We start from the raw sequence: 23,634 nt of genomic DNA, 5'->3' as shown, positions 1-23,634 counted from the left end.
GTTTGAATACAAATAATCTTAAGTATATTCAGAAAACCCCTGAACAAACAAAAAAACGGCCGAAGCCGCTTTTAATGGTTTAAATCATGGTTATCTAGGCGGATAAGTCGTCATTCCGGTTCCGCCGCCGAATGGATAGTCGTATTCGATTTCTTCATCGAATGTAATGTAATCAAGGTAAATCATTGGCAACAGGAATCTCATGCCTGTTTGAGGGTCACTGATGATAATGTGGTCTCTGCCAGCTGCCTCGATGATGCCTTTGAAAATTTTAGCATTCCATTCGCGGTTATTCTCGAAGGTCATATAAATCGTGGCCAGCTTTCCTTTGTTCAGGCGCAGGATATTCTCGATATACGACTGCTCAGCCGGAAGCATGCCTGCTACTTGAGGACCTGCTGCACTTGGCATTACGCCTCCAGCTTGGGCTGGGAAGGTTGTCGCCTGCGGGAAGCCTCCCATTTGCCCCATTTGTCCCATTTGTCCCATCTGTCCCATCTGTCCCATTTGCGCCTGTGTTGCAGCTTGATCTTCTGTACCAGTGTAAGGCTGGTACATTTGCGGGTAGGTTCGGTAGTTATAATAGGGATTATTATTGTATTGAGTCATTGTGTAGCCTCCTTAAAAGTTTTTTTTCCTTGCCTTCAGATCACCTTTTAAAAGATTAGAGAGTGCAAATAATTCGAGAAATGTCCAGCTCCAGCGCCTAGCCCCTCGAGTCGCTTCGGTCCGCCCAATGAAGTCAAAGAACGACTTCACTGGTCGGCCCTCCAGCGCTTGTCGGGGCTGACCAATGCGCTTGCGCTTTTCTAAGTAAACGGTGAAATGACCTTTTACAGGATGGGGTACAAGTAAATTGAATCCTCACTATTTCATTCATATGAGGGAAGCTTGATTTTATGACAGAAAAGAGAAAGGGGTTTTTCGAAGTAGTGGATAAGAAGTTTTACCAGAATGGAAGAATATAAAAAAGCCCCAGGCAATTTGCCTGAGGCTCGTGTTCGAATTACACTTCAAGGAATTTGGCAACGCGGTCTTCTTCAAGGAGATTCCCAACGAAGAATGCACCGAACTCGCCGTAGCGTGCGCTCACTTCGTCAAAACGCATTTCATAAACAAGCTTCTTGAATTGAAGAACATCGTCGGAGAAGAGGGTTACGCCCCACTCGTAATCATCGAAGCCCACAGAGCCTGTGATGATTTGCTTGACCTTGCCAGCATACTGACGGCCGATCATGCCGTGGCTGCGCATCATGTTGCGGCGGTCTTCCATAGGAAGCATGTACCAGTTGTCTTCGCCCTGGCGGCGCTTGTCCATTGGATAGAAGCAGACGTGCTTCGCCTTTGGAAGTTCAGGGTATAGGCGCGCAAGGATTTGCGGGTTCTGGTATGGATCTTCGCCAGCTGGCAGGTAGTTGCTCAGCTCGACTACTGAAACATAAGAATGAGCAGGAACCGTGAATTCGGCCAGCTTGGACTTGTTGAATTCCGTTTCGATTTCATTCAGTTCTTCCATTGTCGGGCGCAGGATCATCATCATGAAATCTGCTTTTTGCCCAACGACTGTATAGAGGGCATGGCTGCCGTTCTTATCGTTCTGTACTGCGTTCCATTTTTCTACAAGGCCAAGGAATTCATTGATTGCTTCCTGGCGCTCTTCGATCGGAAGCATCTTCCACGTTGTCCAATCGACCGTGCGGAAATCATGCAGGCAATACCAGCCATCCAAAGTCTGTGCTGCTTCACTCATTTATATCACTCCTAAAAATCATGAATATACCATTATCATATCATAGTTTCTCCATCCGTCATGTTTATAAAACCTTGATTGTTTATACTTCAGGGAAAAAGGATATTTTGTTAAAGATTGCAAATAGTAAAAGAGGCAGGCATCAATGCTTGAAAATTTACAATTAAAAGACTTCAGAGGTGTAAACGGTAACATTCTTGAATTTTATGGTTGGTAAAGTATCCTAGAAGTATAGATAAAAGGAGGAGTCAGCATGAGTGATTTATTTGAAGGCTTAAAAGTCAAGTTAAGCGGACAAAATTTACGGATCGTGTTTCCCGAAGGCCTCGACGAGCGGATTTTAGCGGCGGCTGGAAGACTGGCTGCAGACGGTGTCCTGACACCGATTTTAGTGGGGAATATCGAACAGATCCAGGCAAAGGCGAACGACATGGACGTATCGCTTGATTCGGTAGAGATCTATGACCCGGTAAACTTCGCAATGATGGACGAGCTGGTTGCGGCTTTTGTTGAAAGACGCAAAGGCAAAGCGACGGAAGAGCAGGCTCGCAAAATCCTGCTGGATGAAAACTACTTCGGCACGATGCTTGTGTATGCAAACAAGGCAGACGGTCTTGTCAGCGGCGCGGCGCACTCTACAGCCGATACAGTTAGACCGGCATTGCAGATCATCAAGACGAAGGAAGGCGTGCGCAAGACGTCTGGTGTCTTCATCATGGTTCGTGAAGACGAGAAGTATGTATTCGCTGATTGCGCGATCAACATTGCGCCTGACAGCCAGGACCTAGCTGAAATTGCAATTGAAAGCGCAAAGACAGCCAGAATGTTCGACGTTGAACCGCGTGTGGCGATGCTGAGCTTTTCAACTAAGGGTTCTGCTGTATCTCCTGAGACGGAAAGAGTTTCAAAAGCGGTGGAGGAAGCCAAGCTTCGTGACCCATTATTGATTGTGGATGGCGAGTTCCAGTTCGACGCAGCTTTTGTTCCATCTGTTGCCGCTAAAAAAGCTCCAGACTCCCCGCTGCAGGGTGATGCGAATGTTTTCGTATTCCCAAGCCTTGAAGCGGGGAATATCGGCTATAAAATCGCCCAGCGTTTAGGCGGATTTGAAGCGGTCGGACCGATTTTGCAGGGCCTAAACCGTCCGGTAAACGACCTATCCCGCGGCTGCAGCGAGGAAGACGTGTATAAGCTTGCACTGATTACGGCTGCCCAGGCGCTAACAAAATAAGATAAGATCTTAAAATGAGGCCGGTCGGAATTTTCGATCGGCTTTCTTGTTGGTTGTGAATTCATACTTGTGCATTATGCTATAATATCAACGAAATGATACAGATGAAATGAGGAAATCACGATGGATGAGGCGCTAAAGCTTTTGCGTCAGGACAAATGGAGATTGATCGACCAGTCAGCGCTTGGTGCGCACTTTCATGCTTTGCAGTCGTTCGGAACGGATGATACTTTATGCGAATCGGTCGGCTCAGGCCAGTCGCCGGCAACTGCGAGGGCATGGGTGCACCATGACACGGTCGTCCTTGGCATCCAGGATACAAGGCTGCCGCATCTCGAGGATGGGCTTCAGCTTCTTGAGGAGCGGGGCTATCAATATATTGTCCGCAATTCAGGCGGGCTGGCGGTCGTGCTGGATGAAGGAGTCCTGAATCTGTCGCTTATTTTGCCTGAGAAGGAAAAAGGGATCGATATCAACCGCGGGTATGATGCGATGTGGCTCCTGATCAAAGAAATGTTCGCTGAATTCAATAAAAACATCGAAGCAAGGGAAATCTCTGCTTCCTATTGTCCTGGAAGCTATGATTTAAGCATCGACGGGAAAAAGTTCGCTGGCATCTCCCAGCGCCGCCTGAAAAAGGGGGTCGCCGTGCAAATCTATCTTTGCGTCACAGGAAGCGGCGGTCAGCGCGCGCAGTTGATTCGTGAATTTTACGAGAGGGCTAAAAAAGGGGAAACGACGAAATTCAGTTATCCTGATGTCCAGCCAGAGGTCATGGCCTCTCTTTCCGAGCTATTCGGGGTCGAGTTATCGATCCAGGATGTGATGCTGCGCTTCCTGAAGTTCCTGAATGCAAACAGCAGCGAACTGACCTCGGGGTATCTGAACGGCAATGAAATTGAGATGTTCGAACACTACTATAATCGGGTCATAGAGCGGAATGAGAAGTTTCTTGATTTTTGACCGCTGCCCATAAAAAAAGCCGGAAACCAATGCGTTTCCGGCCTTTCTTAAAGAGGGGCTGCTGCTGAATCTCCTTCTCCATCCAAACATCTATCTATTTAGCAATTAGAAAATCTATTCTGCTACTTTTTCGAGATTGCCGTTGCGGTCCATCTTAAACTTTGTCGCCGGGCGTTCTTCTTCTTCGAAGAGGGCCAGCTTGCGGGCGCGGTTCATGATTTTCATGAGTGTTTCGTAATCTTCCTGCATTGTTGTCGTGTTTTTCTCTAGCTTATTGATTTTCTCCTGAAGCTCTTCATTCTGTTTTCGTAAACTATTGATCTCACGCTTCAATCTTTCATTCTCACTCTTGTAAATATCGACCTGGAGCGAGGATCCACTGAAGCTTTGCAAATAGGCAATCACATGGCCCATTGTCATGCCTGTCGACGGAACGGTATGCCTTACCGGTGTTGCTTGCGGCTTAGGCGCCTGTACCGGCAGTTCAGCCAGTTCTGCAGCCGTCTCTGCCGAGTAATCCTCTGACTCTTTCGATTCATTCATTAAGTTTTGAACCTCGGCCAGCATGGCAGCATCAATTTCCTTGTCATCCTGCTCAAGCATCGACAAATCGAAGGTTGCCTGTGTTTGTACTGGCTCAGCCTCCAGTGAAGCTGTCAAACTTTCATCCAGTGATGGCATCGGTGGCTGGTATAGCAGTTTCTTTTTGCCGCCCTGATCTTTCCCGAGAATCCGCTGTCTCTGCTTGCGCTGTTTTTTCGCTAGCTGCAAAGCTTTTTCATAGTTATGCCTCACCACAGCGTTCCATCTGAATCCGCAGGCGGCGGAAGTTCGGTCGAGCTTGTCGCCCACCTCTTCAAATGCATTCAATTGTGTACTGCCTTCCCGTACATGGCGAAGGACGGTTTCCGCTAGCAATAAATCATCTTCTTCTGTCCAGGCATCCTGGCGTACTTTCATGTTCTTCAACTCCCTTAATCTTGGTTAACTATTTGAAACTCCTATTTCAATCATGTCCTGAAATTGGAAACCTTATACATCGCAAATTGCAAGGATAGTAGATTTTTCGCGTGAATACGTGTTTTTCATAAAGATAGATAAGCAAAACGACCTGACCGGCAGCTTGCATTCATTTAAAATAAGAGGTAAAATACGCTTTAGTCTAAAACTGAACTAGTTGATATAGAAAGGGTTGTCCCAAATGGCAAACGAATTCCGTGTTTGCGACGATTGTCAGGCCGTAAACCTTAAAACATTGATTCCAAAGCTGAAGCAGCTGGATCCTGATGCGACTGTCGACATCGGCTGCCAGTCATATTGCGGACCAGGCAGAAAGAAGACATTTGCATTCGTCAATAACCGGCCCGTCGCTGCTCTGACTGAAGAAGAACTAATGGAAAAAGTCCAGAAGAAACTGAAGTAGACTTCAGGTTTTTATAAAAAAATCATACCGATCACCTTTAAACCATCGTTTAGAGGTGATTTTTTTTCCGCGTTAAACTTGCAAACTAGTTTATAGACGCGTGAAGGTTGGAATGAAAGGGAATAGAGAAATCATCGGCATGGACTTTGCAATTTTTGTAAAAATTTGCAGAAAATCGAGATGATTTGACGAACGAAACAGGCTATAATAAAAACAAGCTAACTGAGGAAGAAGGAGAACGATGGGATATTCGGAAGAAAAGTTACTTGAAGAAAAAGTTTTCAAAGATCCAGTACACCGGTATGTCCATGTCCGTGACCGGGTCATCTGGGATTTGATCGGGACGAAGGAGTTCCAGCGCCTGAGAAGGATCAAGCAGCTCGGCACCACGTACCTGACCTTCCACGGAGCTGAACACAGCCGTTTCAACCATTCGCTGGGTGTCTATGAAATTACGCGCCGGATTGTTGACAACGCGTTTGCATCCCGCCCCGAATGGAATGAAGGGGAACGCCTGCTGTCTTTATGCGCAGCCCTGCTTCATGACCTTGGCCACGGGCCGTTCTCGCACTCGTTCGAGAAGGTATTCGACCTGGACCATGAGGATTTTACGAGAGAGATCATTCTTGGGGACACCGAGGTGAATCAGGTTTTATCCAGAGTGGCGCCGGATTTCCCGAAAAAGGTCGCAGAGGTCATTGAAAAAACGTATGAAAACAAGCTTGTCATCAGCCTGATTTCGAGCCAGATCGACGCTGACAGGATGGACTACCTCCAAAGGGATGCCTACTTCACAGGAGTCAGCTACGGACATTTTGATATGGAACGGATTTTGCGTGTGATGCGCCCGCGCGAGGATCAAGTCGTGATCAAGCAAAGCGGAATGCATGCTGTCGAGGACTACATAATGAGCCGCTACCAGATGTACTGGCAGGTTTATTTCCACCCGGTCACAAGGAGTGCCGAGGTCATCCTGACGAAAATCCTGCACCGTGCCAAACATCTTCATGAGCAAAATTACACCTTCAAACATAAACCGCATCATTTTTACTCAATATTTGAGGATCGCATGACACTGCAAGACTATTTAAAATTGGACGAAGCCGTGTTCCTCTACTATTTCCAGATCTGGGAAGAGGAGGAGGACCAGATCCTGAGCGATTTGTGCACCCGCTTCAATAACCGCAATCTATTCAAATATGTTGAGTTCGATCCTGCCAAGGAATACAAGAAGCTGGCCAAGCTTTCCGTTTTATTTGAACAGGCTGGGCTCGAGCCTGAATATTACCTGGTTGTCGATTCATCATCAGACCTTCCTTATGATTTTTACCGTCCCGGCGAGGAGGAAGAACGCCTTCCAATTCATTTGCTGAAGAAAAACGGGGAAATCCGCGAGCTGTCGCGCGAGTCTGAGATTGTCGATGCCATTTCGGGCAAAAGGCGGACAGACCATAAACTTTACTATCCTGCCGACTTCCTGGAAAAAGAAAAAGCACGTCCGGAAATCGAGCAGATTGCACAGATTCTTGAGCTGAACTTAGACAATGGGACCATTTGATACAGGAGTTGACGCGTTTTGTTAAAAGACCACGCTAAAATCATACATGCCATTTCGGTTTCTGGAGAGGTCATCGGCAGGAAAAAGCTTCAGAAAATGATCTATATCGCCAAAAAGATGGAATTCCCGTTCCAGGAGCGATTCCAGTTCCATTTTTACGGACCATACTCCGAAGAACTGACATTGCGGGTAGAAGAGCTTTGCAACATGGGCTTTTTGGACGAAGTGAAAGAAAAGAAAGGTGGCTACTACCAATACCGCTACACCCTGACCGAAGCAGGCCAGGAATTCCTCGGTGAAACCAGCATCGAGATGCCATGCCTCGGAGACTGCCTGACAGACATCAACGAACAGAATGCAAGATTCCTTGAACTTGTTTCAACTGTTTTGTATTTTGATAACTTGCCAGAAGCCGAGGTCCGGGAAAAAATCCAGACCGTGAAGAAAAGCCAGAAATACACCGACGAAGAAATCGACGAAGCCTACGCCTATATCGCCAGCCTGAAAACTAAGTCCAGGCAATTTGCGTAGCGTGAAATGGAATATGAGCCGAGTACAGAACCTTTCTGGGGTTTTGTGCTCGGTTTTTTGTTGTGTAAATTGGATTACTTATTTGGCCATAACTAGTTTAAAAAGAGGGTTAGCCTAACTGTACAAACATTGATAATATGCGGATAAATGGCTTGGGAAGAGAATGATCGCCACATAAAAGATGATAATGTGCGGATAAATGGCTCGGCAAGAGAATGATGGTCACATAAAGGATGATAATGTGCGGATAAATGGTTTGGGAAGAGGATGATCGCCACATAAAAGATGATAATGTGCGGATAAATGGCTTGGCAAGGGAATGATTGTCACATAAAAGCGGTTAATGTGCGGATAAATGGTTTGGGAAGAGGATGATCGCCACATAAAAGATGATAAAGTGCGGATAAATGGCTTGGGAAGGGGATGATCGCCACATAAAAGCGGAAAATGTGCGGATAAATGGTTTGGCAAGAGAATGATCGTCACATAAAAGAGAAAGCCCAGATTTCTCTGAGCTTCATGTTCATCCTATTCATCACTCAACCGCTTGCCTGCTACAGCGTAGTGGTTTTTCGTCATTTCTTCGATGAACACAACGATTTTTTCTTTTGGCGCGCCAGTGGTTTCGCTGACTGCGTCAGTTACTTTTTCAACCAGGGCTTTCTTTTGGTCTTCAGAGCGGCCTTCCAGCATTTTTACCGTTACGTATGGCATGTGTTTTGCCTCCTTGAATGTCTAATATGTACAACTAAATTGAGTTTTTCATAATTCGCTAAAATTCGCAAGTCTGGTGGCAGATTCCCTTTTTCACATTCATGTGAGAATAAGTTATACTTTAAGGAAAAGAAAAATAAAGGGGAATGGAATGTGAGCTTACCCTATTCATTAGAACAAATCCCGTACGTGGCGGCAGCACTGATGATTGCGTTTGCAGTCCATGAGTTCGCGCATGCCTGGATGGCGTATAAGTTTGGCGACCCGACGGCACAGCGGCAGGGGCGGTTGACGCTGAATCCGATCAAGCATCTTGATCCGCTTGGTACCATTTTGATTTTCATTGCAGGTTTCGGCTGGGCAAGACCGGTTCCTGTCAATCGCTTCATGTTCAAAAATCCGAAACTTGCCGGAGTACTTGTGTCTGTTGCCGGGCCTGTCAGCAATCTGATCCTCGTCTTCCTGGCATTCGCGATCTGGTACATATTCGTCGCAATTGGACTTGCCCCTGGGGTTCCAGATTTTTTCCTGGAATTCCTCAATATCTTCATTGGGCTGAACGCCATGCTGTTCGTTTTCAACCTGCTGCCATTTCCGCCGCTTGACGGCTACCGTATCATCGAGGACCTGGCGCCGGCAAACATCAGGGCAAAAATGACCCAGTATGAGGCTTATGGTTCGATCATCTTCTTGATACTGGTGATCACACCGCTTGACCAATATACAATCGGCCCGATTTTCAGACATCTGATCCCGGCTGTGACCGATGGAATATACAATTTATTTTTCTAAAGGAGGCAATTTTCCATGGAAGAGAAAAAGGGCAATAATATAGGATTTAATATTATAAAAAATGACCCTATGGATGGGCATAAGGGCTTTGGCAAAGGAGTTCTGACACTCGACAATGTATCACCGGTGATCATTGACGTCGACGCAGGAGGGGCTTCTGTTGATGTCGGTGCCATGCATGCACGCAGCGTGGTCGAAAAAGGGATCAAGTTCCTGCCTGACCGCAATGAAGTACCGGATGCAAAACCTTACTGGGTGGTCTGGGTGACGATCGACCGGAAGGAAGAGGGGCCGTATTATGCAGGGGTGACAGCATGCGAAATGACCGTGAACCGTGAAATCCGCCGAGGCTATAAGTCGCTTCCAGAGCATGTCAATCGCCTTGATAAGTCCATCAAGCGCCACATCATTGTCGACCATATGGATGAAAAATCAAAGGGAATCCTGGCAGATTACCTGAAAAACCATGATGCAGGAATGTGGGAAAGATCTGAAGACAAGCTGAAAAAAGACCTTTCTGCGGAGTGATTTGCGTCTGGATAATAATCCCTATAATTTGTCTAAATTGTGACATTTTTTTCGGGTGACAATATCTGGCTTGCTCACTTTGAATAAAAAAAGTAAACTGATAACAGCGTAAAACACATTTTATGCTAGGACGAGAAAAAACCCCGGAGGCTTGCTTCCGGGGTTTTTCTTTTTACTATCGTGAGATAATTGTCGTTGACAAGCTATGCTACTAGGCAGGTCTTATCTGCCGAAAAGTCGTTTATACCAAGGTTTCTTCTCTTTTTTCTTTTCCGCTTTTTCCTCTTTATGTTCCTCATGGTCCAGGTGGTCGGTACAATACTCAGCAGGTTCCGTTCCTGCAACGAATAAAGTTTCCCGTGTAACAGGGCAGCCTTCGGAAGCTAGTTTGCCGTTTGAAGGGTCGACCAAAACGGAAACAGTGCCTTTTGCCGCTTTGAACTTTTTCGCCGGCTCGTCATCGAGGGCTTTTTCCATGAATTCAAGCCAGATGTTCTTCGCATAAGATTTTTCAACCGTCAGCTCAATTGGCTTGCCTTTGTCATACCCAGTCCATACGGCGGATACGAGCTGAGGCGTATAGCCGACCATCCAGCTGTCCGTTTCGGTTGTCCCTGACTTGGCAGCATAAGGTCGGGTCATCTTCTTGATCAGCGTGCTTCCCGTCACTGACGAGTATCCGTTCAGCTTATTATCGAAAATTCCGGTCAGCATATGGGTCATGACAGACGCAAGTTCCGGCTTCAAGACTTCTTTTTCTTCACCTTTGTATTCGTAAATGACCTCGCCTTTATGATTTTCCACTTTTTTGATCAGGACAGGATCGACTTCTTTGCCGCCATTGGCCAAAATACTGTAGGCATTGGCCATCTCGATGACCCTGACGCCAGACGTTCCAAGTGCCAGAGAGGGGACGTTCGACAAATCCGACTTGATCCCAAAGCGTTTTGCCGTCTCAATCAGAGTATCCTCACCAAGGAACAGGTGCGTTTTCACGGCATACACATTATCGGATAGAGCCAGGGCCTGTGCCATCGTAATATCGTCTTCCGCATATTTATTGTTGAAATTATGCGGTGTATACTCAGAGCGGCCATCATCGAACATGAACGTCGTCAGCTGGCTCTTCATCGTCGTCGATGGAGTGAAGCCATTTTCGAGCGCAGCATAATACAGGATCGGCTTCATGGTCGAACCTGGCTGGCGGACCGCCTGGACAGCACGGTTGAACGGGCTTTCCTCATAATTCCTTCCGCCAACGAGTGCCTGGACATGACCATTCTTCGGGTTCATCGCCACAAATCCGGCCTGGATGTCCGAGTCCTCGGAAACCATTTTATCGATGGAAGCCTCGGCGATTTCCTGCTGCTCGAGATTCAAAGTCGTGTAGACCCTCAAACCTCCCAGTGAAATCGTCCTGTCATCAAAGTTCAGAGAATTCTTAAGGGCATTGCGGACAGCATCCTGGAAGTAGGGAGCTGTGCCAAGCCTGTCATGCTGGTGCTTTCCGACCAGCTCCAGCTTCTCGCTTTGCGCTTTTTTGGCGGAAACGTCAGTAATGTACCCGTTGACCTTCATCGTATAGAGGACGGTTTGCTGGCGCTGCTTTGCTTTTTCAAAAGAAGCGAACGGAGAGTATATATTCGGCCCCTTCGGAATTCCGGCAAGCATGGAAGCTTCCGCCAGGGATAAATCCTTCGCGTCCTTGCCAAAATAATAACGGCTGGCCGCCTGGACTCCGTAGGCGCCATTGCCATAATAAATTGTATTGAGATAGCCCTCGAGAATCTCGTCCTTCGTATAATTCATTTCAAGACGCAGTGTATACATCGCTTCAGTCGCTTTGCGCTTCCACGTCTTATCGTGTTCGAGATAAAGATTACGAGCATATTGCTGGGTAATCGTGCTCGCGCCCTGGACCTTGGCCATCGCCTTCAGGTCAGCAAGCGCAGCACCGGCAATCCGCTTATAATCGAACCCATTGTGTGCGAAGAAGCTTTTATCTTCTATAGAAATAGTTGCGTTAATCAAATGGGGAGAAACATCCTTAAGGGCCACCCAGTACCGCTTCTGGCCGGAATGGCTCTCGCCGATCACCGTGCCATCATCCGAAAGGTAAAGCGTCGATTGCGGCACAGCCAGCGGCGGCGGTCCCTGAAGCTTCGCGTACCCAATCAGGGAAAAGTAGAGGACAGTTGCCAGCGCCAGGCCCGCAAGCCCAAAAAAGAGCAATGCCCGCAAATATTTGATTGTCTTGCGAAAACGCTGGTCAGTCATCAGCTCCATGCTGCTTTCCCCCTCAAAAATATAGATAGTATCAGTATGAAAAAAAACAGCGAATTCTAAACATAGATTCAGATAGAAAGAGATTATTTTTGTAAAACATTAAAAAACCTGTTGATTGTAGTGGAAGGCGAAGCGCCTGGAACGAAAATAAACATCTATCTTAGTAATTCAAGATGGAAATAGCTATTGAAATGAAATTTTTCTTGCATTTTTGCTAGATTCAACTATACTTTTTCTGATGTTTGTATTTGTGATGTTGGGGAAGTATAAAATAAAGGAATGCGGAGGCGACTGGTCAGCTCCGACAAGCACTGGAGGGCCGGCAGGTGAAGTCGTTCTTTGACTTCATCGGACTGACCGAAGTGACTCGAGCTGCTTAAAGCTAACGCTTTGCGCAAGTGATCTAAGAAGCTTCTCGAGGAGGAAACCTAGCTAGGAGCCGCAGCTGGACATATATAAGTTTTGGACAGGGATGCCTTGCTAATCATCACCTAAAAATTCGCCGCATCATAACGGAAATTTTTTTGCCGAAAGGAAGGAAGAAAAAATGGGTCTTTGGTTTACAGAAAAGCAGACAGAAAACTTTGGTATCACAATGAAAGTGAACAAGACGTTACATACAGAACAGACTGAGTTCCAGAAGCTTGATATGGTGGAAACAGAAGAGTGGGGCAATATGCTTCTTCTTGATGACATGGTCATGACTTCTGTGAAGGATGAGTTCGTTTACCACGAGATGGTTGCGCACATCCCATTATTCACTCACCCAAATCCTGAGCAGGTTTTGGTTGTGGGCGGCGGTGACGGCGGTGTAATCCGTGAAGTCCTTAAGCACCCAAGCGTGAAAAAGGCGACATTGGTTGATATCGATGGAAAAGTTATCGAGTACTCCAAGAAATACCTTCCGGAAATCGCAGGCAAACTGGACGACCCTCGCGTGGATGTTCAGGTTGGCGACGGCTTCATGCACATCGCGGAAAGCGACAACCAGTATGATGTCATCATGGTTGACTCCACTGAGCCAGTCGGTCCGGCCGTGAACCTGTTCACAAAAGGCTTCTACGCTGGAATCTCAAAGGCATTGAAGGAAGACGGCATTTTCGTTGCACAGTCTGACAACCCATGGTTCAAGGCGGACCTGATCCGCAATGTTCAGAAGGACGTAAGGGAAATCTTCCCAATCACTCGACTGTACACAGCGAACATCCCAACATACCCAAGCGGAATGTGGGCGTTCACACTTGGATCCAAGAAGTATGATCCACTTGAAGTGAGCGAGGACCGTTTCCACGAAATCGAAACAAAGTACTATACAAAAGAGCTTCACAAAGCGGCTTTCGTATTGCCTAAATTCGTAAGCGACCTTGTAAAATAAATCATTCTAGCTGAAGTATACAATACGGCTTCCCGGTAATTCCGGGGGCCATTTTAATGTAATGGCTGTGTTAAGTTTATACTATTGTTTTTTCCCCTGTTGATTGGAGTGGAAGGCGCGAAGACTCCTCCGAAAATGCTGCCGCATTTTCATCGTGCGTGGGCGAACTCGAAGAAGCCTATTCAATGTCCTGCGGGATATACGGACCAGGGGAGACCCCGCAGGAGCGAAGCGACGAGGAGGCTCCACGTCCCGCCTGGAACGAAAAACAACAGCCAAAGTTAACACAGCCAGTGTAAAATCATATGAAAGAGGTGCTTGATATGCGATTTGATGAAGCATATTCAGGAAATGTATTTATCGGCAGCCATTCTAACTATCAGGAAAGCAAAGCAGTATTATACGGCATGCCAATGGACTGGACTGTCAGCTACCGTCCGGGTTCACGCTTCGGCCCGACCCGCATCCGCGAGGTTTCTATTGGTCTTGAAGAGTACAGCCCGTATCTTGACCGCGAGATGGCGGACCTTAACTATTTTGACGCTGGAGACATCCCGCTGCCATTCGGTAATGCCCAGAAAAGCCTTGATTTGATCGAGGAATACGTGGACAAGCTTTTGGCTGAAGAGAAATTCCCGCTTGGAATGGGCGGAGAGCACCTGGTTTCATGGCCGGTCATGAAGGCATTTGCCAAGAAGTACGAAGACCTTGCCATCATCCATTTTGATGCGCATACGGACCTGCGCGAGCATTATGAGGGTGAGCCGCTTTCCCACTCAACGCCAATCCGCAAGATTGCTGAACACATCGGACCAAAAAACGTCTACTCTTTCGGAATCCGTTCCGGCATGAAAGAAGAGTTTGAATGGGCGAAAGAGGTGGGCATGCACATCTCCAAGTTCGAGGTTCTTGAACCTTTGAAGGAAGTATTGCCACAGCTTGCCGGTCGACCGGTCTATGTTACGATCGATATCGATGTCCTTGATCCAGCTCACGCGCCAGGAACAGGAACAGTCGACGCTGGCGGTATCACTTCCAAAGAATTGCTGGCATCCATCCACGCCATTGCCAATTCTGAAGTGAACGTTGTGGGCGCAGATTTGGTCGAAGTGGCACCAATCTACGATACATCGGAAATGACAGCAAACACAGCAAGCAAAATCATCCGTGAAATGATGCTTGGGTTTGTAAAATAATTTGAAGCCGTCTCAGATTGCAAGAGACGGCTTTTTTATGGGTTAAGTGGCGTTTAGGATGAGCTGATAAATACTATTTTAAAATTGAATATATTTATATCCTATTAGAAGGAATATTCATAATTATCTAGAAAGTATAATGATTATGTAAGTGACTACTAATAGGAGGTACAACAGGATGAAAATGCTCGTTTCATTTTTCAACCGCATCATGCAGCGGTACTTGCCTGATCCATTTCTTTTTGTCATTATCTTAACTTTTGTTGTTTTCGGATTAGGCCTTATTTTTACCGACAGCGGTCCGTACCAGATGGTCCAGCACTGGGGCGGCGGGTTCTGGGGCTTGCTGACGTTCTCGATGCAGATGGTGCTCGTCCTTGTGACAGGCCACGTACTCGCGAGCAGCAATATTTTTAAAAAAGGATTGGGCGCACTTGCCTCTCTCGCTAAGTCTCCGGGCCAGGCAATCGTGATTGTCACCATTGTATCGATGGCTGCTAGCCTGATTAACTGGGGCTTCGGGCTGGTCATTGGTGCTCTGTTTGCAAAGGAACTGGCGAAAAAGGTTAAAAATGTCGATTACAGACTATTAATTGCAAGCGCTTACAGCGGTTTCATTGTCTGGCACGGCGGCATATCGGGTTCGATTCCGCTGACGATTGCGACAGAAGGCCATTTTTCACAGGATTTGATTGGAATCATTTCAACAGATCAGACCATCTTCGCAAGTTTCAACCTGCTGATTATCTTGATCATGCTATTGGTTCTGCCGGTTGTGAACCGCCTGATGATGCCTTCAAAGGATCAGACGATCACAGTCGATCCGGTTTTGCTGGAGAATGATGTCCAGGCGGCTGCGCTTGAGCACGCAGAAATGACACCTGCAGAGAAGCTGGAAAACAGCACGATCATTTCAATGCTGACTGGTGTGTTCGGACTTGTATTCTTATTTTACTATTTTGCTACAAACGGATTTAAGCTGAACCTTGATATTGTTAACTTCCTGTTCCTGTTCCTTGGCATCTTGTTCCATGGAACGCCAAAGCGCTTCCTCGAGGCGGTGGTGAATGCGGTAAAAGGGGCAAGCGGCATCATTATCCAGTTCCCGTTCTATGCCGGAATCATGGGAATGATGACAGCATCAGGACTGGCAGCGGTCATGTCGGAAGGCTTCGTTTCCATCTCAAATGAATTCACCTTCCCGTTCTTCGCGTTCCTGAGCGCGGGCCTTGTCAACTTCTTCGTCCCTTCCGGAGGCGGACAGTGGGCAGTTCAGGCGCCAGTCATGCTGGAAGCAGCGCAGACACTGGGCGTATCCATCCCGAAAACAGCGATGGCCGTGGCCTGGGGTGATGCATGGACCAACCTGATCCAGCCATTCTGGGCATTGCCAGCACTGGCGATCGCTGGGCTCAAGGCCAAAGATATAATGGGATACTGTGTGCTAACCCTGGTTGTTTCTGGGATTGTTATTTCGATTGGAATGCTGTTTTTCTAAATAGAGGATTCTAGGAGGAGCTGATTGCTTCTCCTTTTTTAATGATTGTAATCCAAGGCAGTTTCTGTTTATATCAATGCACATTTTTCAGGTCAAAAATAAAAACAGGATGGCAAATCGCCATCCTGTCTCTCCTTACTCTTCGAATGTATCACAAATTGTTTCACGTTCATCATCAGCTTGTCTGCCTCTGTTAGCAACGACAAGAATCGAATCAGCCACACATTGGTCACCTTGAGCCCAGTATTTACAATTCTCTACTTCACATTTCACTTCAATTCTCATTCCGGCCACCTCCTTAAAAGGTTTTGATAATCAATACCCGCTTAGGAAGAAGGCTAATCCTAAAGGCTAATTTTCCCTGCTGAATTTACCCGGCTAATCCCTGCAAACCTTGCACTTTCAAAGGAGAATATTTATACTTATAAAGTTATAATAGGAAGTAGAATGGACAAGAAAAGGACGTGTTAACGGTGTCAACTGGACCCGCTGAACAGATTCCTGTAAAGGTTACGGTAAAAACGGTGATTTATAGTGGCAGCGAGAAGGAAACTTTTGAATTGACCACTTTTGGCCGATACTATAAAAAGGCGAACAGCTCGTACCTCCAATATGATGAAGTGATGGAGGAAGGGGATGTTCATACGACGGTGAAAATATCGGGGAATGAAGTGCTGATTATGCGCTCAGGTGCCATCAAGATGCGGCTTCATTTTCTGCTGAATAAAAAGACCCCTGGCAATTACAAGACACCTTATGGATTGCTGGAGACTTCGGCGCTCACGAAGAGGCTTGACCTTGGTTATAACGATGAAAAGCACGAGGGCCAGGTGGACTTGCTTTATGAAATGGCGATTCAGGGTGCGAATGCAGGTACATATCATTTGACGATCAATTTTAAGGAGGAAGGCAAATGAACATAGTAGAACAGGTTCAATTGAAGCTGAAAGAAGAAATCAAACAGGCAATCATCAAAGCGAATCTTGCTGAAGAAGCTCAGATTCCTGCGGTCATCCTTGAGACTCCTAAGGAAAAAGCGCACGGTGATTACTCGACGAACATGGCGATGCAGTTGGCACGGGTCGCAAAGAAGGCACCGCGCCAAATTGCGGAACAGCTGATCGAGAATTTCGATAACAGCAAGGCATCCATTGAAAAAATTGAGATCGCGGGACCAGGCTTCATCAATTTTTACATGGATAACAGCTACTTGACTGATTTGATTCCGGCAGTTCTTGAGGCAGGCGAAAAGTACGGTGAATCAAAGGTTGGCAATGGCCAGAAGATCCAGGTCGAGTTTGTTTCCGCCAATCCGACAGGCGACCTTCACCTTGGACATGCTCGCGGTGCGGCCGTTGGCGATTCTTTATGCAATGTGCTTGCTAAGGCTGGTTACGATGTTTCACGTGAGTACTACATCAATGATGCTGGAAACCAGATCAATAACCTAGCCCTATCTGTTGAGGCACGTTACTTCCAGGCGCTCGGCATGGACAAGCAGATGCCGGAGGATGGCTATCATGGTGAGGATATCATCGGAATCGGAAAGAAGCTTGCTGAAGAATTCGGCGACAAGTATGTAAATGTGCCTGACCAGGAACGCTTTGATGCTTTCCGTGAGTACGGTCTGAAATTTGAAATGGAAAAGCTTAAGCAGGACCTTGAGAATTTCCGCGTGAAATTTGACGTATGGTACTCTGAGACTTCCCTATACAACAATGGCAAAATCGATGTCGCACTGGATGCGCTCCGTGCAAATGGTCACATTTATGAGCAGGATGGCGCGACATGGTTCCGCTCCACTGAGCTTGGAGACGACAAGGACCGCGTGCTGATCAAGCAGGATGGCTCATACACTTACCTGCTGCCGGATATCGCTTACCATAAGGATAAGCTGGAGCGCGGTTTTGAAAAGCTGATCAATATTTGGGGAGCGGACCACCATGGGTACATCCCTCGTATGAAGGCGGCGATCGAGGCACTTGGCTATGGACGTGATGCACTTGAAGTCGAAATCATCCAGCTTGTTCACCTCTATAAGAACGGCGAGAAGATGAAGATGAGCAAGCGTACAGGTAAAGCTGTCACGATGCGTGACCTGATTGAAGAGGTAGGCCTGGACGCAGTTCGTTATTTCTTCGCAATGAGAAGTGCGGACACTCACATGGACTTCGACCTTGACCTGGCTGTATCCCAGTCAAACGAAAACCCTGTATTCTACGCACAGTATGCACATGCGCGTATTTCAAGCATCCTGCGTTCAGCTGAGGAACAAGGCTTCTCAGTTGCTAACGATGCTGACTACAAATTGATCGAGGCAGAAAAGGAAATCGACCTTCTGAAAAAGATTGGCGAATTCCCGCTTGCGGTAGCAGAGGCAGCTGAAAAACGCATGCCGCACCGCATCTCTAACTATATTTTCGAGCTGGCATCTGTATTCCACAGCTTCTACAATGCAGAAAAAGTATTGGATATGGAAAACAAAGAAAGAACCCAGGCCCGTCTCCTTCTGATCAAGTCAGCGCAAATCACGCTTAAGAATGCCCTTGCGTTGATTGGGGTATCTGCTCCTGAGAAGATGTAGTAAGAATTAAGACCCAGATATACTCAACTGGGTCTTTTTTTCGTCCATAAAATTGTCTTTAATGGACCTTCTTCGGTTATTGGTTTTATTGAATCTTTAAAAGTAAGGTTTATAATTTAAGCATAAAGTCCATATATTATAAAAAAAGAGATCCCGGCTGCAACCGAGATCTCGATACACAGCAAGTTGCTTGAAGTGCAGCGGCCAGTTCCGGATAGAAGTAATCTACTCACATTTGCGATGTGCAGGGTAGGTTACTTCTTTTTATTTGAAGAAATGCCTATAGGAATTACGGCAACGATCAATGTGGCAAAGCTCACCATCAAATTCATTGCTTCATACGTAACCATCAGCGGCACCCCCTTTCCTGAAGGATTGGGGACGGCCGCTGCTCACCCTGCATTTTACTGTGCTAGATAATTATTCCGTATAGACCTTTTGTTACCCAATTCAGTCTTCTCAAAATGATTGGCCATCTAACTAGTTTTCAGGATTAACAGCATATTTATTTCCACTCCAAAACAGCTCCGCCAATCCGTTTCACTCCGCGGATTTTAGCCAGATCCTCGATGAGCTTTAGCGCTGCTTTGTCTTTCTCCTTCGCTTCAATCATAAAATCGACATCCTGGCCGATGCTTTTCAAAATATCAATCAGCGGCAGCAGGAATTCCGGGTCGACGTAATCGGCATGAGAACGGTACGCTTTTTCGGATTTAGGGGAGGAGATATGGATCTTTGGCTTGAGGCCAGTCCGTTCCCAGGTTGCGAAACCGGCAGGGAGCAGTTTTTCCAGGGTTTCCTCACCCAGGTTCGCCATGTGATGATGATAATCAAACATGAAAGGTACGTCTTCCTTTAAGCAGGCAGAAAGTGTTTCTTCTGCATTGTAGGTTTTATCGTCGTTTTCAAGAGTGGTGATTTTTTTAATATGGGCAGGGAGTTTGGCGAAGTTTTCGTGGAAGCGCACGATCGTTTCTTCCTTGTTTCCATAAGCACCGCCGATATGAATATTGATGATCGCTTTGTTCTCCAGCGCCATTGCTTCGAGCATGCCATAATGATATTCCATGTCGATGATTGCGTTGGCAGTCACTTCCTCACGCGGTGAAGTGAACAGCGTGTATTGATTTGGATGAAAACTCGTCCGCATCTGGTGCTTCTTCACCAGGTCGCCTATTTCCAGCCATTTGTCCCGGAATGGAGTGACATAATCCCATTTCACCTCCGGGTGGGTGGCCAGCGGGGCAATCGAGCTGGAAAACCGGTACAAGGGGATATCATGGGCGATATTGTAGTGAATCATTCTTTCTGTGTTCACCAGGTTCTGGTAGGTGACAGAAAGGAGTTTTTCATAGCGCTCTTCTTTTGGCAGCTGTCCATAACGGGCAAAGGTGAGTGCTTTCGACGGGGAAGCATCCCACAGGCTGATGGCGGTGGAGACATATCCAAGCCGAATGATCATGGCGACACTCCTTCATTGCATTTGCCCGGCTTTATTTACAAGAAGTAAGAAATAGTCCGGGCTGTGGTTTCTTTTAGTGAAACAAGGACGCTGACCGGACTGAAATCCTCAACTGTTGCCTTTCGGGAATTAAGGAGATCCTCCGTCAGAATCGTTTTCACTTTTTTAATAAACTCCTTATCATAGATCAGGCAATTCAACTCATAATTCAGGAACATACTCCGCTTGTCAAAATTGGCCGTTCCCACATCACAGACAGAATCATCGACAACCAGGACCTTTGCATGGTAAAAGCCCTTCAAATACTGGTACACATCTGCGCCGTCTTTGATAAGGGTACGCAAGTAAGGGTGGGAAGCTTCTTTTACAAGGATATGGTCCGAAACGAGCGGGACGAGGATCGTGACGGATACGCCCCTTTTAATGGCAGCTCGCAATAATTCAAATACCCGTTTGCTCGGAATGAAATACGGTGTTCCGATAAAAATGGATTGGTTTGCGTTATTAATCAGATCTGACATCATATCCTCAAGAAGAAGGCCTTCGGTTGGTACAAGCTGCTGACGGCTCGAGCCTTTTTCCAGAGATGGAAAATATGCTTGATTTTGAAGCAGATTCACTTTCGCAGCCGCCTGCCAATCCTCAAGAAACTCAGATTGCAGATCTGTGACACCTTCGCCGGTCATTTTTAAATGGTAATCCCTCCAGGGCGAGAGCTTTGGATCCTGATTATTATATTCTTTCCCGATATTGAAGCCGCCGAGATAGGCGGTTTGGCCGTCAATCACAGTGATTTTACGGTGGTTTCGCACCTGCGAAGAATAAAACAGGAAAGGCAATTTAGGCATTTGGGAATAGGCAAACTCAACTCCTGCAGCCTTAAGGTCCTGGATTGTCTTGCGCTTCAAACCGTTGCCGACCCAATCGACCATAAGGCGCACCTCGACCCCAGCCTTAACCCGGTCTTTTAAAATCGAGAGGAACTCCTGGCTTATTTTATCATCCTGGACGATGTAAAACAGAATATGAATGTGCTCCTTCGCGTTCTTTAACTCGGAAAATAGGTCCTCGAACAATTTAGGCCCTTCGGCAAAAATGGCAAGATTGCTTTCCCGGACTGGAAGCGTATTGGTTTTGGCACTTGCCAGATGCTTTTTCCTGCCAAGCGTGAAGTCTGCATACACCCACAGGACAAGCGCTGCTATTATGGCAATCAAGATCGATCCTATTTCCATCACAATTCGGCTCCCTTAAAAAGTATTTTCTTTATTTTTGCCGAAATTGCTTCTTATATGTTAAATTCCTGTAAAAGGGGAAGTGTAAACAATTTTCTGAAATGATAGGAAATAAGTTGACTGAATGCTCATTCATTATATAATGGAGTTAAAGGTAAATTCAGAAAATTTATTGGGTTGAAAATTTTCGTCCAACAATCAGCATCGAAAGGGGTTAATGATTTATGAACGGTCTGCTTTGGATTAATCTTCTTGCGTTCTTGCTTGTAACCGCTTACGCAGTCAGCTTGTTCGTTTATGTGGTGAAAACGAGAATCGAATACATCAAGCTCGGCAAGAAGTCAGAGTTTGATGATGATGTCAAAGATCGCATGAGAAGAATCTGGGTCCATGTATTTGGCCAGAAAAGGCTTTTGAAAGACAAGAAAAGCGGAATTATCCATGTCATGTTTTTTTATGGATTCATCCTTGTCCAATTCGGGGCAATCGATTTTATCTGGAAGGGAATCAAGCCTGACTCCCATTTGCCGCTAGGTCCGCTCTATCCTGGCTTCACATTCTTCCAGGAAATCGTCACGCTGACGATTTTAGTGGCAGTCGTCTGGGCTTTTTACCGCCGTTATGTTGAAAAGCTTGTCCGTCTGAAGCGCGGATTTAAAAATGGGCTGGTATTGCTGTTCATCGGCGGATTGATGCTTTCCGTACTGCTTGGAAATGGAATGAGCATGATCTGGCATGGCCATGAAGGAACATGGACAGAACCAGTTGCATCCATGATCGCGGCTGCATTCAGCGGTATCCCACAGACAGCGGCCATTACTATTTTCTATATCGCATGGTGGGTTCACCTGCTGTTCCTGCTTGCATTCCTTGTATACGTGCCACAGTCCAAGCACGCACACTTGATTGCTGGACCAGCCAATGTCTATCTGACAAGGGTTGATTCCCCGGGGAAAATCACGAAGATTGATTTTGAAGATGAAACACAGGAAACATTCGGCGCCGGGAAGATCACTGATTTCTCCCACGAACAAATGATTGATTTCTATGCCTGTGTTGAATGTGGACGCTGTACGAATATGTGTCCGGCAACAGGAACTGGAAAAATGCTGTCACCAATGGACCTGATCGTCAAGCTGCGTGATCACTTGACACTTACCGGAGCGGCTGTCACATCTAAGCAGCCTTGGGTACCGACATTCGCTTTCTCCAACACAAAGGGCAACCAGATTGCTCTAGCAGCTGCTGGGCAGGGTGCGAATGAAGCGGCAGCAGGTCTTGCCTACAGCCCTAGCATGATCGGCGATGTCATCACAGAAGAGGAAATCTGGGCATGTACGACTTGCCGTAACTGTGAAGACCAGTGTCCGGTAATGAACGAACACGTTGACAAGATCATCGACCTTCGCCGTTACCTTGTACTGACAGAAGGAAAGATGGACGCTGACGCACAGCGTGCCATGACGAATATCGAGCGCCAGGGAAATCCATGGGGCTTGAACCGTAAGGAAAAAGAAAACTGGCGCGAGCTTCGCGACGATGTTGTAGTTCCGACGGTAAAAGAAATGAAGAAGGCAGACGAAGAATTCGAGTACTTATTCTGGGTTGGCGCGATGGGTTCATTTGACAACCGCAGCCAGAAAATTGCCCTGTCATTCGCGAAGCTTCTGAACGAAGCAGGCGTCAAGTTCGCGATCCTTGGAAACAAGGAAAAGAACTCCGGGGATACTCCTCGCCGACTGGGCAACGAGTTCTTGTTCCAGGAGCTTGCAACGAAGAATATCGAAGAATTCAAGAAAAATGAAGTAAAGAAGATCGTCACGATCGACCCTCACGCATACAATATCTTTAAGAACGAGTATCCTGATTTCGGCTTTGAAGGCGAGGTTTACCACCACACTGAACTTCTTGCGCAATTGGTGAAAGAAGGAAGGCTGACTCCAAAGCATGCAGTGAACGAAACGATCACATTCCATGATTCCTGCTACCTTGGACGCTATAACGAAGTGTATGACGCACCGCGTGATATCCTCAAAGCGATTCCTGGTGTGGACCTGAAGGAAATGGAACGCAATCGCGACACGGCGATGTGCTGCGGAGCCGGCGGCGGCTTGATGTGGATGGAAGAAGAAACTGGCCACAGGATCAACGTAGCCCGTACAGAGCAGGCACTCGCAGTGAACCCATCCGTCATCAGTTCCGGATGTCCATACTGCCTGACAATGCTATCCGATGGAACGAAAGCGAAAGAAGTAGAAGAAACCGTCGATACACTTGACGTAGCCGAACTTCTTGAGAAATCCGTCTTCGGAGAGATTAAACCGCTTGTTTCTTAACACAGATTAATACCTTAAACATGAATAGTAGAAGTTGACTCACCTTAAAAATTCGACATAAGACAGAATTTTTAGCAAAGTGTTTCAATTTCTACTATTTTTAAGATAAAATGAATATATTAATAAAGCGCTTACATTAAACTTCAGTCACACACCACGATCCACCCTCATG

Annotated in this window: 22 protein-coding genes; 13 read left to right on the top strand and 9 right to left on the bottom strand. The window is 46.6% G+C overall.

All coding sequences use genetic code 11. From position 1 onward, the window contains the following. Nucleotides 1-90 precede the first annotated feature (90 nt). Together gerQ and hemQ are read right to left on the bottom strand one after the other, a co-directional pair. Nucleotides 91-609, bottom strand: a complete 519-nt coding sequence (gene gerQ / locus EJA10_RS11655) for a spore coat protein GerQ (protein ID WP_246017760.1) — start codon at nt 607-609, stop codon at nt 91-93. A 397-nt stretch (nt 610-1,006) separates the two neighbouring features. Then, nucleotides 1,007-1,750 (bottom strand): hydrogen peroxide-dependent heme synthase, encoded by a 744-nt coding sequence (gene hemQ, locus EJA10_RS11650; RefSeq protein ID WP_125480177.1) that lies wholly within the window; start codon nt 1,748-1,750, stop codon nt 1,007-1,009. A gap of 253 nt (nt 1,751-2,003) precedes the next feature. Between hemQ and pta the strand changes: the two genes are divergently transcribed. Beyond that, complete coding sequence (gene pta / locus EJA10_RS11645) at nt 2,004-2,981, top strand: phosphate acetyltransferase (protein ID WP_125480176.1); 978 nt, start codon at nt 2,004-2,006, stop codon at nt 2,979-2,981. Between the two features lie 123 nt (nt 2,982-3,104). Further along, on the top strand, nt 3,105-3,944 hold the full coding sequence (lipL, locus tag EJA10_RS11640) for an octanoyl-[GcvH]:protein N-octanoyltransferase (RefSeq protein WP_125480175.1): 840 nt from the start codon (nt 3,105-3,107) through the stop codon (nt 3,942-3,944). A gap of 114 nt (nt 3,945-4,058) precedes the next feature. On the opposite strand, the gene EJA10_RS11635 is transcribed toward lipL, so the two are convergent. Continuing rightward, the gene (locus tag EJA10_RS11635) at nt 4,059-4,904 is read right to left on the bottom strand and encodes an RsfA family transcriptional regulator (protein ID WP_125480174.1); all 846 of its coding nucleotides are present in this window, start codon (nt 4,902-4,904) and stop codon (nt 4,059-4,061) included. A 241-nt stretch (nt 4,905-5,145) separates the two neighbouring features. Between EJA10_RS11635 and EJA10_RS11630 the strand changes: the two genes are divergently transcribed. From EJA10_RS11630 to EJA10_RS11620, 3 genes are all read left to right on the top strand, one after another. After that, nucleotides 5,146-5,367 carry a YuzB family protein gene (locus EJA10_RS11630; protein ID WP_125480173.1) on the top strand — a complete coding sequence of 74 codons (222 nt, stop codon included), beginning with the start codon at nt 5,146-5,148 and terminating at the stop codon, nt 5,365-5,367. A 241-nt stretch (nt 5,368-5,608) separates the two neighbouring features. Further along, on the top strand, nt 5,609-6,925 hold the full coding sequence (locus tag EJA10_RS11625) for an HD domain-containing protein (RefSeq protein ID WP_125480172.1): 1,317 nt from the start codon (nt 5,609-5,611) through the stop codon (nt 6,923-6,925). An 18-nt stretch (nt 6,926-6,943) separates the two neighbouring features. After that, a complete protein-coding gene (locus tag EJA10_RS11620) occupies nt 6,944-7,456 on the top strand; it encodes a YwgA family protein (protein ID WP_125480171.1) in 513 nt (170 codons plus the stop codon). Between the two features lie 528 nt (nt 7,457-7,984). Here the strand turns inward: EJA10_RS11620 and EJA10_RS11615 are convergent. After that, nucleotides 7,985-8,170: a 2-hydroxymuconate tautomerase gene (locus EJA10_RS11615; RefSeq protein WP_125480170.1), complete on the bottom strand. Its 186-nt coding sequence runs from the start codon at nt 8,168-8,170 to the stop codon at nt 7,985-7,987. Nucleotides 8,171-8,374: 204 nt separating this feature from the next. Between EJA10_RS11615 and EJA10_RS11610 the strand changes: the two genes are divergently transcribed. After that, nucleotides 8,375-8,962, top strand: coding sequence for a site-2 protease family protein (locus EJA10_RS11610; protein ID WP_125480257.1), 588 nt, complete (start codon nt 8,375-8,377; stop codon nt 8,960-8,962). A gap of 15 nt (nt 8,963-8,977) precedes the next feature. After that, a complete protein-coding gene (locus tag EJA10_RS11605; protein WP_125480169.1) occupies nt 8,978-9,490 on the top strand; it encodes a YwhD family protein in 513 nt (170 codons plus the stop codon). Between the two features lie 222 nt (nt 9,491-9,712). Here the strand turns inward: EJA10_RS11605 and EJA10_RS11600 are convergent, their stop codons facing one another. Continuing rightward, nucleotides 9,713-11,776 carry a transglycosylase domain-containing protein gene (locus EJA10_RS11600; RefSeq protein WP_125480168.1) on the bottom strand — a complete coding sequence of 688 codons (2,064 nt, stop codon included), beginning with the start codon at nt 11,774-11,776 and terminating at the stop codon, nt 9,713-9,715. A 547-nt stretch (nt 11,777-12,323) separates the two neighbouring features. Between EJA10_RS11600 and speE the strand changes: the two genes are divergently transcribed. The 3 genes from speE (at nt 12,324) to EJA10_RS11585 (ending at nt 15,845) form a co-directional block, all read left to right on the top strand. After that, nucleotides 12,324-13,151 (top strand): spermidine synthase, encoded by an 828-nt coding sequence (gene speE / locus EJA10_RS11595; protein WP_125480167.1) that lies wholly within the window; start codon nt 12,324-12,326, stop codon nt 13,149-13,151. A gap of 323 nt (nt 13,152-13,474) precedes the next feature. Further along, the gene (gene speB / locus EJA10_RS11590) at nt 13,475-14,347 is read left to right on the top strand and encodes an agmatinase (RefSeq protein ID WP_125480166.1); all 873 of its coding nucleotides are present in this window, start codon (nt 13,475-13,477) and stop codon (nt 14,345-14,347) included. A 178-nt stretch (nt 14,348-14,525) separates the two neighbouring features. Then, nucleotides 14,526-15,845: a short-chain fatty acid transporter gene (locus tag EJA10_RS11585; RefSeq protein WP_125480165.1), complete on the top strand. Its 1,320-nt coding sequence runs from the start codon at nt 14,526-14,528 to the stop codon at nt 15,843-15,845. 135 nt (nt 15,846-15,980) lie between these two features. Here EJA10_RS11585 and EJA10_RS11580 read toward each other — a convergent pair whose 3' ends face one another. Then, on the bottom strand, nt 15,981-16,130 hold the full coding sequence (locus EJA10_RS11580) for a DUF1540 domain-containing protein (protein ID WP_125480164.1): 150 nt from the start codon (nt 16,128-16,130) through the stop codon (nt 15,981-15,983). Between the two features lie 188 nt (nt 16,131-16,318). Between EJA10_RS11580 and EJA10_RS11575 the strand changes: the two genes are divergently transcribed. Together EJA10_RS11575 and argS are read left to right on the top strand one after the other, a co-directional pair. Then, nucleotides 16,319-16,762 carry a YwiB family protein gene (locus EJA10_RS11575; protein ID WP_125480163.1) on the top strand — a complete coding sequence of 148 codons (444 nt, stop codon included), beginning with the start codon at nt 16,319-16,321 and terminating at the stop codon, nt 16,760-16,762. After that, nucleotides 16,759-18,429: an arginine--tRNA ligase gene (argS, locus tag EJA10_RS11570; protein ID WP_125480162.1), complete on the top strand. Its 1,671-nt coding sequence runs from the start codon at nt 16,759-16,761 to the stop codon at nt 18,427-18,429. Before EJA10_RS11575 ends, argS begins: the two co-directional genes overlap by 4 nt. 254 nt (nt 18,430-18,683) lie before the next feature. Here argS and EJA10_RS23780 read toward each other — a convergent pair whose 3' ends face one another. The 3 genes from EJA10_RS23780 to cls all read right to left on the bottom strand — a co-directional run bounded on the left by EJA10_RS23780 (nt 18,684) and on the right by cls (nt 21,126). Continuing rightward, the gene (locus EJA10_RS23780; RefSeq protein ID WP_246017759.1) at nt 18,684-18,779 is read right to left on the bottom strand and encodes a putative holin-like toxin; all 96 of its coding nucleotides are present in this window, start codon (nt 18,777-18,779) and stop codon (nt 18,684-18,686) included. Nucleotides 18,780-18,934: 155 nt separating this feature from the next. Beyond that, nucleotides 18,935-19,891 carry a UV DNA damage repair endonuclease UvsE gene (gene uvsE / locus EJA10_RS11565; RefSeq protein WP_125480161.1) on the bottom strand — a complete coding sequence of 319 codons (957 nt, stop codon included), beginning with the start codon at nt 19,889-19,891 and terminating at the stop codon, nt 18,935-18,937. Between the two features lie 35 nt (nt 19,892-19,926). Next, complete coding sequence (gene cls, locus EJA10_RS11560) at nt 19,927-21,126, bottom strand: cardiolipin synthase (RefSeq protein WP_125480160.1); 1,200 nt, start codon at nt 21,124-21,126, stop codon at nt 19,927-19,929. A 224-nt stretch (nt 21,127-21,350) separates the two neighbouring features. On the opposite strand from cls, the gene EJA10_RS11555 reads away from it, so the two are divergent. Beyond that, nucleotides 21,351-23,462: a (Fe-S)-binding protein gene (locus EJA10_RS11555; RefSeq protein ID WP_125480159.1), complete on the top strand. Its 2,112-nt coding sequence runs from the start codon at nt 21,351-21,353 to the stop codon at nt 23,460-23,462. Nucleotides 23,463-23,634: the final 172 nt, after the last annotated feature.

It is taken from the genome of Mesobacillus subterraneus (assembly GCF_003937825.1).
In the GTDB taxonomy this organism is placed as follows: Bacteria; Bacillota; Bacilli; order Bacillales; family Cytobacillaceae; genus Mesobacillus; species Mesobacillus subterraneus.
The sequence above is the reverse complement of the archived record's forward strand: the minus strand, read 5'-3'. Positions and strand labels throughout refer to the sequence as shown.

Excerpts from the sequence above, each read along its gene's own strand:
- gerQ (WP_246017760.1), bottom strand. The coding sequence starts at position 609 with ATGACTCAATACAATAATAATCCCTATTATAACTACCGAACCTACCCG.
- hemQ (WP_125480177.1), bottom strand. The coding sequence starts at position 1,750 with ATGAGTGAAGCAGCACAGACTTTGGATGGCTGGTATTGCCTGCATGAT.
- pta (WP_125480176.1), top strand. The coding sequence starts at position 2,004 with ATGAGTGATTTATTTGAAGGCTTAAAAGTCAAGTTAAGCGGACAAAAT.
- lipL (WP_125480175.1), top strand. The coding sequence starts at position 3,105 with ATGGATGAGGCGCTAAAGCTTTTGCGTCAGGACAAATGGAGATTGATC.
- EJA10_RS11635 (WP_125480174.1), bottom strand. The coding sequence starts at position 4,904 with ATGAAAGTACGCCAGGATGCCTGGACAGAAGAAGATGATTTATTGCTA.
- EJA10_RS11630 (WP_125480173.1), top strand. The coding sequence starts at position 5,146 with ATGGCAAACGAATTCCGTGTTTGCGACGATTGTCAGGCCGTAAACCTT.
- EJA10_RS11625 (WP_125480172.1), top strand. The coding sequence starts at position 5,609 with ATGGGATATTCGGAAGAAAAGTTACTTGAAGAAAAAGTTTTCAAAGAT.
- EJA10_RS11615 (WP_125480170.1), bottom strand. The coding sequence starts at position 8,170 with ATGCCATACGTAACGGTAAAAATGCTGGAAGGCCGCTCTGAAGACCAA.
- EJA10_RS11610 (WP_125480257.1), top strand. The coding sequence starts at position 8,375 with ATGATTGCGTTTGCAGTCCATGAGTTCGCGCATGCCTGGATGGCGTAT.
- EJA10_RS11605 (WP_125480169.1), top strand. The coding sequence starts at position 8,978 with ATGGAAGAGAAAAAGGGCAATAATATAGGATTTAATATTATAAAAAAT.
- EJA10_RS11600 (WP_125480168.1), bottom strand. The coding sequence starts at position 11,776 with ATGGAGCTGATGACTGACCAGCGTTTTCGCAAGACAATCAAATATTTG.
- speE (WP_125480167.1), top strand. The coding sequence starts at position 12,324 with ATGGGTCTTTGGTTTACAGAAAAGCAGACAGAAAACTTTGGTATCACA.
- speB (WP_125480166.1), top strand. The coding sequence starts at position 13,475 with ATGCGATTTGATGAAGCATATTCAGGAAATGTATTTATCGGCAGCCAT.
- EJA10_RS11585 (WP_125480165.1), top strand. The coding sequence starts at position 14,526 with ATGAAAATGCTCGTTTCATTTTTCAACCGCATCATGCAGCGGTACTTG.
- EJA10_RS11580 (WP_125480164.1), bottom strand. The coding sequence starts at position 16,130 with ATGAGAATTGAAGTGAAATGTGAAGTAGAGAATTGTAAATACTGGGCT.
- argS (WP_125480162.1), top strand. The coding sequence starts at position 16,759 with ATGAACATAGTAGAACAGGTTCAATTGAAGCTGAAAGAAGAAATCAAA.
- EJA10_RS23780 (WP_246017759.1), bottom strand. The coding sequence starts at position 18,779 with ATGGTTACGTATGAAGCAATGAATTTGATGGTGAGCTTTGCCACATTG.
- uvsE (WP_125480161.1), bottom strand. The coding sequence starts at position 19,891 with ATGATCATTCGGCTTGGATATGTCTCCACCGCCATCAGCCTGTGGGAT.
- cls (WP_125480160.1), bottom strand. The coding sequence starts at position 21,126 with ATGGAAATAGGATCGATCTTGATTGCCATAATAGCAGCGCTTGTCCTG.
- EJA10_RS11555 (WP_125480159.1), top strand. The coding sequence starts at position 21,351 with ATGAACGGTCTGCTTTGGATTAATCTTCTTGCGTTCTTGCTTGTAACC.